A 6,242-nucleotide genomic window follows, 5' to 3' on the forward strand; every position below is an offset into this window, starting at 1 on the left:
AGGCCGGAGCTTTAGCTCCGGCCTCCCCATATAAGGGCTCGGCAAAGCCGAGCCACCAAATTTGCATCAGCCCTCAGAACATGTTTGAGAACTGTGCCTGAAGTACGTATTTGCAGGCCCCGTATCGGTGTTGCCTCCCGGCGCATTCCGCAGGGGGAGCGATATTTCGCAGCACGAAGTGCGTAGCAAAATATCGCTCATGCCCGAGGACGCGCCGGGAGGCAACACCGATACGGGGCCGGACATATAGATCTACCTGCGCATTTACAAATTCGTAAACTTTTTTCTAAAAAGTGCTTGCACAGTTCTCGAATCATAGGTTATTATCTTCCTCGTTGAACGCGCGGTTCGAACAAAACGAACCGCGAATCAACAACATAGCATGTCGGAGTGGCGGAATTGGCAGACGCGCTAGCTTGAGGTGCTAGTGACCGCTTTTTGGTCATGCGGGTTCAAGTCCCGCCTCCGACACCATCGCATTTGAGAAGCCTCTTCGGAGGCTTTTTTGTTACCGATAGACGGTGGGGTCCACGATGGAAACGCTTGAACGCAACGAGTGGGCAGACGTTGCCCAACTAGTCGAGATCACGAGCGATGCTGTCATCATCTGCGAGCTCGACGGAACCATTCTGCATGTGAATAATCGCTTACTTGGTTTGATGTGCGAGGAACGCGCCGACGTCATCGGTGGAGATGTTAAAGACGTTCTGTACTCGTCCGCTTTTGAACGTGCGACGGAACATCGTCTGCCATTTGAAACCGATGGCTCCGAGAACGAACTGATGCTCAAGTTGAGTGACGGCTCTTTTATTCCCGTCTTGGTTCGTGCGGGGTCCGTAACGCCTCCACGCATCTTTGGGCGCCGCGCACCACGTGTCCTGGTGGCGCTTCACAGTATCGAGGAACAGTATTCTCACGACCGGCAACTCAAGCGTGCGTTATCGGAGCTTAGAGTGGCGAACAAGCGTCTCTCTGGCACGCTCTCGGTCATTATGAGCACCGTGGGCTCCGATGAGCTACCCAGCCTGCTTGATACCGTTTTGAACCAACTTGTAGGAACGCTCGATGCTTCGGGTGCCGCTATCTATTTTTCTGAGAGCGGCGGCTTTAAGCTTCGCGGTGTTTCCAAGGAGCTGCACGACAGCTACCTGCCCGAGTTTTTGCCGTATGGCGCTGGCATTCCGACGTATGTTCTTCGCGAGTCGCGTGCTTGTCGCTTGTCGATTCAACAGGACCTTGAGGGCGATAAGGCCGCCTCCGGTATGTTCATGGACCTGGACAATCGTTCTAAGCACCTGTTGCGCGTGCAGGATATGCCTCCGTACCGCAGCGAGATCTGTCTTCCCGTTTTTTACGGTACGCAGATCCTTGGCGTTCTGGAAGTTGGTTGGAAACGCCCTCAGGCACCGCTCGCCTATGACGTTAATGTACTCGAGGTCATTTGCGATTACCTGTCTATCCAGCTGGTCGGCATGGCATCGAGTCTTCGCTCTCGTCGCACGGCCGAGCTTGGCCGCTCGCTCAATGTCTTACGTGATGAGTTGTTTACCTTTCTAGACGATTCCGCCGCCGCTACCCGGGCGATATCGTCCGAGATCTGCAATATGCTCAACTGCCATTTTTGCCCTGTTGAGTATGACGCCAGTCTGGATTCCTACGTCATAGATTTTGAAGGCGGCAGTCGCGTTGCTTTGCCGGACGATCCCGAGAAGCTTTTCTTTTCCACGACGGCGCCAGCGGCACGTCTGGGGGCTGGCCCTGATGGCTTTGAGGCGTCTGTTTTGGGGGGTACGAGTGCCGAGGACCTTAAACACGTCCGTATAACTCGCGTTGACGAATCGATGCCTATGGGAGGCTGGCTTAGGGCGCATGGTCTGCCTTGTCAAGGTCTCTACGTCGACTCCGGCATCGAGGCGGGGCACCCGCGCTCTGAGGGCGATGGCAAGCACAGTAACGACGCGATTGTTCCTGCTTCTGTTGCGAAGAGCCCGACGACGCGCGCGCTGCTGCTTCGTGATGGTAGCCAAGAGCCGATTGATGACCTTGAATATGACTACTTGGTGCACTTGGCGCATGACTTTGAACTGATCTATGAAGGCGAATCTCAAAAGCGTGAGGAGCGCCATATCGCTCAGACCCTCCAGATTGGCATGAGAAATTCACTGGGGGATGTTCCGGGTATCGCAACCGATTCGGTGTACCTGTCGGCCACGAACTCGGCGTTGGTCGGCGGCGATTTCTATACGCTCATCCGTCTTCCCGACGATTGCGCCGTCATGATTCTGGGCGATGTGTCTGGCAAAGGCATTGAGGCTGCATCGATGTCCGCGCTCGTCAAGACGGCCCTGACGGCATATGCCTGGGAGGGCGCTGGACCGGCCCGCATGGCACGCTCCCTTAACAGCATGCTCATGGGCTTTTCGAGGGTCGAGACGTTCGTGACGGCCTTTATCGCCAAGATTGACCTTAAAGCCGGACGCGCAACGTATTGTTCGGCGGGCCATCCTCCGACCATGGTCATCAGGCCAGAGTCGATGCCGCTGGGTGGCGACGAGGCTCGTGGGGGAGAGGTCGAGCTGCTTGGATGCCAATCTGGGGTAATCGGTGCCTTTGAGAGCATGGTGTACGAGACGGGCGTGTTTACGTTCGCTCCTGGTGACATGCTATTTATGTACACCGACGGAACAATCGAAGCACGTGACCGCTCGGGTGCTTTCTTTGGCGAGCAGCGCCTTCGTGACCTTCTGCTCTCTGTCTCGGGTGAGGGCGTATCGGGAATCTGCGGCAAGGTCTTGGGCGAGCTCGACCGATTTACCGAATCGGCGCTGGACGATGACATTGCATTGGTGTCCCTTGAGTTTTTACGGGGTCGTTCATAGACGACGCTGGGCGGGCTGAATCCGTACGGTTGGGGAAACGAATGCATCGAGTGGGCTTTTTTGGGGAACCATGGTCGTATGAATGAGTGGAATGACATAGCGGTTTTGACGCCACCAGGCGATATCGACATCGCCACGGTGCCTGCGCTGCGTCGGCGGTTGGATGCTTTGATTGGCCGCGGCGTGCGTCGTGTCGTCATCAACTGTCAGACTGTTAGCTTTATCGATTCGACGGGCTTGGCATTCCTGCTTACGCGCGCTCGTGAGCTCATGAGGCGAGAAGGCCTGCTTTCGCTCGTCAATGCATCAGGTGAAGTTGTTCGCTTTTTGGAGATTGCTCGTCTTGTCGATATTCTTCATGTCGCGGGGCCGGCACGGGAGTCTATTCCCGCCATTCCGGTGGGGGAGCTGCCTCGCTGGAGTAAGAGCGTCGAGGTCCGTCAGGGTATCGAAAATCTTCCATACTACCGACATCGCATCGCCGAACTCCTTGAATCGCTTCCGTTGCGCCGTGACGAGCGCTACGATGTCGCATTGGCGTCGGGGGAGGCGCTGGGTAATGCCTATGACCATGCGGGCGGTATCGGGTGCGTCCTGACGGTTCAGGCCTATGGCGATCGCGTTGTGGTTGAGGTGCTTGATCGAGGTGCCGGCTATTCTATCGATGAAACGAGCGAACCGGTCGCATCAGAGGAGCGCGGCCGTGGTATCAAGCTTATGCGTATGCTCGTCGATAACGTGGAGGTTGCTCGTCGTACGGACGGCGCCGGCACGCGCGTGCAGATGGTGAAGCTGTTTAGCGGAGCGCTGGAATCGTGTGCCTAGCCAATCGCTTTAGCGCGTTTAGCTACTAAGAACATGCGGCAGACAAGTTTTTTGAAAAAAGTACTTGCGTCTTTTGGACAACTCGCGTAAATTAATAACCCGCAAGCGGACATGGCTCAGTTGGTAGAGCACAACCTTGCCAAGGTTGGGGTCGCGGGTTCGAGCCCCGTTGTCCGCTCCATTGCATTTCCGGACCGTTTAGGCGGTCCTTTTTCGGCGAAGTGGCCAAGTGGTAAGGCAGAGGCCTGCAAAGCCTTTACCCCCGGTTCGAATCCGGGCTTCGCCTCCAGGCAACATCCGGGCGCTCCGGCGCCCGTTTTGTTTTACATATGCGGACATGGCTCAGTTGGTAGAGCACAACCTTGCCAAGGTTGGGGTCGCGGGTTCGAGCCCCGTTGTCCGCTCCAAGCGTAACAGCCCGACTACTACGGTAGCCGGGCTTTTTCGTACCCGTCGTCTGGGCTCGAACCCGTGAGAGAGCGAGCGTTTTGGGGCGTGGCTGTGGCGTTGTTTGCCGCGAATGTCCGCTTTGGGCGTATCATCGTGGGCATCTCGCAAAACCTCGTTGCAAGGGAGGCGCACCCCATGGCTACAGAAAAGTCCTCTTCGCGCCCATGGATGTCCGATGCCGCGATTTATCAAATCTACCCGCGCTCGTTTAAGGATTCGACTGGTTCGGGTCTGGGCGATATCGCGGGCATTACCCAGCAGATGGACTATCTTGAGCGGCTGGGTATCGAGGCCATTTGGCTGAGCCCGTTTTACCCATCGCCTCTTGTTGATGGCGGCTATGATGTGGCGGACTACTGCGATGTCGACCCACGTCTCGGCTCGCTTGACGACTTCGATGACATGATCGCTGCGGCTCACGCGCACGGCATCAAAGTCATCGTCGACATCGTGCCCAACCATTCGTCCAACCAGCACCCCTGGTTCAAAGCCGCTCTTGCCGCCGGCCCCGGATCGCCCGAGCGCGCCCGTTATATCTTCCGCGATGGTCGCGGCGAGCACGGCGAGCTGCCTCCCACCAATTGGAATGCCAACTTTGGCGGCCCCGCCTGGACGCGCGTCGCGGACGGTCAGTGGTATCTGCACATGTTTACGCCCGAGCAGCCGGACTTTGACTGGTCGTGCCCCGAGGTTCATGCGTTCTTTTGCGACGTCCTGGCGTTTTGGAGCGATCGAGGCGTCGATGGCTTTCGCATTGATGTGGCGCACGGTCTCGCCAAGGATCTCGACCGCGATGACCTCGACCGGTGGCATCTCGCCGAGGGCGATGACATGGTTGACGACGGCACCCATCCGCTGTGGGACCGCAACGAGGTCCATGAGATCTATCGCGAGTGGCGCCGCGTGTTCGACCGCTATAATCCGCCGCGCAGCGCCGTTGCCGAGGCATGGGTGCTGCCCGAGCGCCAGTATCTCTACGCGCGTCCCAGCGAGCTTGGCCAGACATTCAACTTTGAGTTTGCCAAGGCCACTTGGACCTATGATGACATGCACGCTGCAATCGAGGAGGGCTTGAAGGCAGCTATCGAATCCGATTCTGCCTCGACCTGGGTACTCTCCAACCACGACGTGCCGCGCATGGCGACGCGCTATGCCCTGCCGCAGATCAAGGCGACGCGCTACCACCAGATTGCGCTCGACTGGCTCTTACGCGACGGGTCGTCTTATGACGAGGACCGTGAACTCGGCGAGCGCCGCGCGCGGGCGGCCCTTTTGCTCGAGCTGGCGCTTCCGGGCTCGGCATACGTGTATCAGGGTGAGGAGCTCGGCCTTTTTGAGGTGGCCGATATCCCGTGGGCCGCACTCGAAGATCCTACTGCGACCAATACGCACGGACCGAAGCGCGAGAAGGGGCGCGACGGCTGCCGCGTGCCCCTGCCGTGGGTGGCAGCGGACGATCCCACGCAGGGCGGATCGTTTGGGTTTTCACCGGCGGACGCCGATGCGGCGCCCCATCTGCCGCAGCCTGCATGGTTTTTCGATTACGCTGCCGATAGGGAAGAAGCGGACCCGACATCGATGCTTGCGCTCTATCGTGACGCCCTCTGGCTGCGGCGCAAGCTGCGCGGGTGCGCCAACGATCTTGCGTGGCTCGATCTTGACGGGCGCACCGGCCTTGCGGATGGTGCCGAGGGCGCTGAGGGCGGCGTCATCGCCTATCGCCGCGACAACGGCTGGGCGTGTGTGACGAACTTCGGTGCAGCACCCGTGGAGCTGCCGGCGGGTAGGGTTCTGCTCACCTCATCACCGCTTGCGGATGGCAGGCTCGCGCAGGACAGCTCTGCCTGGATCATGCTCGCTGAGTTGTAGGGGCCTCTTGCGGCGAGTTTGCGTTTGCCTACACCTTCCGTGGTGGCTGGTGTCTTCGCGAGGTTCGCGAGGGCGTCGCAAAACTTTTCAAAAAAAGTTCTTGCATAGGATGCGGGTATCACGTAAGATTAATCCTCGTAAGCGGACATGGCTCAGTTGGTAGAGCACAACCTTGCCAAGGTTGGGGTCGCGGGTTCGAGCCCCGTTGTCCGCTCCATT

At 58.3% G+C, this 6,242-nt stretch carries 3 protein-coding genes and 5 tRNA genes; all 8 read left to right on the forward strand.

Going from position 1 to position 6,242, the window contains the following annotated elements; translation table 11 throughout:
- The first annotated feature begins 384 nt into the window (after nucleotides 1-384).
- The 8 genes from I2D57_RS07160 (at nucleotide 385) to I2D57_RS07195 (ending at nucleotide 6,240) form a co-directional block, all read left to right on the forward strand.
- Nucleotides 385-474: transfer RNA gene (locus I2D57_RS07160), tRNA-Leu, on the forward strand.
- 59 nt (nucleotides 475-533) lie between these two features.
- Nucleotides 534-2,879, forward strand: a complete 2,346-nt coding sequence (locus tag I2D57_RS07165; RefSeq protein ID WP_195361991.1) for a GAF domain-containing SpoIIE family protein phosphatase — start codon at nucleotides 534-536, stop codon at nucleotides 2,877-2,879.
- A gap of 78 nt (nucleotides 2,880-2,957) precedes the next feature.
- On the forward strand, nucleotides 2,958-3,704 hold the full coding sequence (locus I2D57_RS07170; protein WP_195361992.1) for an anti-sigma factor antagonist: 747 nt from the start codon (nucleotides 2,958-2,960) through the stop codon (nucleotides 3,702-3,704).
- A gap of 105 nt (nucleotides 3,705-3,809) precedes the next feature.
- Nucleotides 3,810-3,885 (forward strand) — tRNA-Gly (locus I2D57_RS07175).
- A gap of 34 nt (nucleotides 3,886-3,919) precedes the next feature.
- A tRNA-Cys gene (locus tag I2D57_RS07180) sits at nucleotides 3,920-3,993 on the forward strand.
- 42 nt (nucleotides 3,994-4,035) lie between these two features.
- Nucleotides 4,036-4,111: transfer RNA gene (locus tag I2D57_RS07185), tRNA-Gly, on the forward strand.
- A gap of 178 nt (nucleotides 4,112-4,289) precedes the next feature.
- Complete coding sequence (locus I2D57_RS07190; RefSeq protein WP_229055679.1) at nucleotides 4,290-6,023, forward strand: glycoside hydrolase family 13 protein; 1,734 nt, start codon at nucleotides 4,290-4,292, stop codon at nucleotides 6,021-6,023.
- A 141-nt stretch (nucleotides 6,024-6,164) separates the two neighbouring features.
- Nucleotides 6,165-6,240 (forward strand) — tRNA-Gly (locus tag I2D57_RS07195).
- The last annotated feature ends 2 nt before the right edge of the window (nucleotides 6,241-6,242 follow it).

This window comes from Collinsella aerofaciens (genome assembly GCF_015553355.1).
GTDB classification, from domain to species: domain Bacteria; phylum Actinomycetota; class Coriobacteriia; order Coriobacteriales; family Coriobacteriaceae; genus Collinsella; species Collinsella aerofaciens_V.

Bases quoted from the DNA above. Each gene is read 5' to 3' on its own strand.
- I2D57_RS07165 (WP_195361991.1), top strand. From the start codon at position 534: ATGGAAACGCTTGAACGCAACGAGTGGGCAGACGTTGCCCAACTAGTC.
- I2D57_RS07170 (WP_195361992.1), top strand. From the start codon at position 2,958: ATGAATGAGTGGAATGACATAGCGGTTTTGACGCCACCAGGCGATATC.
- I2D57_RS07190 (WP_229055679.1), top strand. From the start codon at position 4,290: ATGGCTACAGAAAAGTCCTCTTCGCGCCCATGGATGTCCGATGCCGCG.